General features: G+C 40.7%; 4 protein-coding genes and 1 pseudogene. All 5 read right to left on the bottom strand.

Annotation, left to right across the window (positions count from 1 at the left end; genetic code table 11):
• A pseudogene (locus DYY66_RS16000) lies at positions 1–201 on the bottom strand (prenyltransferase); the annotation flags it as partial.
• Between the two features lie 14 nt (positions 202–215).
• On the bottom strand, positions 216–534 hold a 319-nt coding region (locus tag DYY66_RS04300; RefSeq protein ID WP_255496069.1), incomplete at its 3' end, for a prenyltransferase.
• 48 nt (positions 535–582) lie between these two features.
• Positions 583–987: a DUF2203 domain-containing protein gene (locus tag DYY66_RS04295; protein ID WP_166286513.1), complete on the bottom strand. Its 405-nt coding sequence runs from the start codon at positions 985–987 to the stop codon at positions 583–585.
• Positions 988–1032: 45 nt separating this feature from the next.
• A complete protein-coding gene (speB, locus tag DYY66_RS04290) occupies positions 1033–1872 on the bottom strand; it encodes an agmatinase (protein ID WP_255496067.1) in 840 nt (279 codons plus the stop codon).
• Between the two features lie 403 nt (positions 1873–2275).
• A partial coding sequence (locus tag DYY66_RS04285; protein ID WP_255496066.1) for an arginase family protein occupies positions 2276–2511 on the bottom strand: 236 nt, incomplete at both ends.

Below are 2511 nucleotides of genomic sequence, written 5' to 3'. Positions count from 1 at the left end.
AATTATTAGCATCAACATTCCCGCACGGTATACCTGTTGTGGCTTGAGTAGTCCTTCTGGCAACACTCCTGTGCCGCCACTAAACTTTGTCCTTTGCGTGTCAGTGTCTATCTGTCTCTTGTAGTCCCAATAGTCATTGAGCAGGTCCACACTTGCGTGCAATGCTGCTACTCCGACAAATGTCAGTGCCGCAAATCCGATATCAAATGTCTTGNCTGCAGAGCCAATTATTAGCATCAACATTCCTGCACGGTACACCTGTTGTGGTTTTAGCAGTCCCTCTGGCAATACTCCTGTGCCGCCGCTAAACTTTGTCCTTTGTGTATCGGTGTCTATCTGTCTCTTGTAATCCCAATAGTCATTGAGAAGGTCTACACTTGCATGCAATGCAGCTACTCCAACAAATGTCAGTGCAGCAAATCCGATGTCAAATGTATGATTCTGCCAGCTGTTTATTGCAAGACCAAGACAGACTGAAATGATTGATGCAAGCAAAAATCGTATCCTTACTGCACGAAGCCATACCTTTAGCATCATCATATCATCATCAGAAGGGGATTATTTTGATATATGTCTCTAGTATTATCGTAGTTTTTCCAAGTCTACGCTTTCAATCGGCTTTCTGCCGTTGAACCCTTCATCTTTTCCATGCCAGAACTTTATTTCAGTCTCTCCCTGTTTCCAGCACAACCATATCTCTTCGTTGAACATTAATGATGGAAAGTCAAGCAACCCTTGATCAATGCTTTTTACTGACACTCCTGTTGCCTCTAGGTCTTCAATTGACTTGTAGAATTTGGTTATCGCAGAATTGAGCTCTTGCTTTTTTATGATGTAATCCTTGAAGCTTGCCATGTATTTTGGATTATTCTCAAAGTCTGATTGTACTCTGGCAACCTGAACTTTTGCATCTAGTACGGTGTTGAATTTTTCTATGACTGACGGTAGCATCTTGTTTGCCTGCTCTAGTGTAAAATGGGAAAACATTATTTTTCTACCAATTATTGCCAGTTAAAAGTATTAGCGATACCATCATGGTATGGACGATATTGTCTCTGCAATAATTCTTGACGCAAGGTGTGATGTCCTGTCTTTTACGTCATAGTTTGGACAGACCTCCATCATGTCAAATCCTCTGATTCCTTTTTTTGCAATTGATTTTAGAATCAACGCAACTTCGGTATTTCTAAGCCCCAATGGCACCGGAACAGAAACTCCTGGTGCAAATGCAGGGTCGATTGCATCCATGTCAAGTGAGACATAGACATTCTTTCCTATCTTTTTTAGTATGGTTTCAATTGTTTTCTGGATTCCATCCTGGATGATATCAAACGGAGTGATCACCTTAATGTCGTATTTTTTGATGTTGTCAATCTCTTCTTTCTCAGGTGTCCTGATTCCTATCTGGATGCTTGTCTTGGTGTCAATGTATGGCAGCACATCATAGAATACAGACCCATAGTATCCATGAATAGAGCTGACAAAATCTGGATGTGCGTCAAAGTATACTAGTGATAGCGGTCCATGTTTTTTTGCAACCGATTTTATTATTTCAGTTGTTATGGAATGGTCACCTCCAATTGATATTGGGATTTTAGAGCCAGAGACTATCCTTGCTATTACATCTTCAATCTGGCTACGTTCGATATTTCCATAATCGTAAACTCTTTTTGAAATTCCCTCTGATGGTAATCCGAGGGATATCTCGTCTCCACGTTTGTACGTGTCCCTGACTGTAGATATCTCCCTTATCCTGTGGGGCGCCTCTGATGTTCCCTTGCGAAGTGCATGAGATTTTGATTCATCAGGAATTCCAACAATTACAATTTCAGACTCATCAAAACTGTCAGTGTTCTCCCAGCAAATCTTCATCATATGATTACAATTTTGTAATTATTAAAAATTCGCGCATGATGGAATGTAGATAACAGATCGGGATCTGCATCTTTTCTGGAAAATCACAAAACCAGCTGAATTTTAATGACTAGAGCTGATAAAACGCTATTATACTGAACCCAAAGTCGTCTAGTATGAAACAAGGTGCAGGCGAAACCATGATCCGATTGCTTTTTCCACACTGGATGGAAATCATGGCAGGAATTCTGGTAGGTACAAGTCTTATTCTAATATCTCACAAGTAAAATTTTTACTAGTTGTATGTCATGTCTTCCAGCTAAAACATGCTGGACCTTACCATTCCTTGATNGTTCGATATTTCCATAATCGTAAACTCTTTTTGAAATTCCGTCTGATGGTAACCCGAGGGATATCTCANTTGTTATGGAATGGTCCCCTCCAATTGATATCGGGATTTTGGAGTCTGAGACAATCTTTCCTATGGTATATTCAATCTGGCTGCGCTCAATGTTCCCATAATCGTAAACTCTTTTTGCAATTCCGTCTGATGGCAACCCGAGGGATATCTCGTCTCCGTGTTTGTACGTGTCCCTGATTGAAGATATCTCCCTTATCCTGTGAGGTGCCTCTGATGTTCCCTTGCGAAGTGCATGA

The organism is Candidatus Nitrosotalea sp. FS (assembly GCF_011319475.1).
Taxonomy (GTDB): Archaea; Thermoproteota; Nitrososphaeria; order Nitrososphaerales; family Nitrosopumilaceae; genus Nitrosotalea.
Note: the sequence above shows the minus strand (reverse complement) of the source record. Positions and strands in the feature narration are given on the sequence as shown.

Bases quoted from the DNA above. Each gene is read 5' to 3' on its own strand.
- speB (WP_255496067.1), bottom strand. From the start codon at position 1,872: ATGAAGATTTGCTGGGAGAACACTGACAGTTTTGATGAGTCTGAAATT.
- DYY66_RS04295 (WP_166286513.1), bottom strand. From the start codon at position 987: ATGTTTTCCCATTTTACACTAGAGCAGGCAAACAAGATGCTACCGTCA.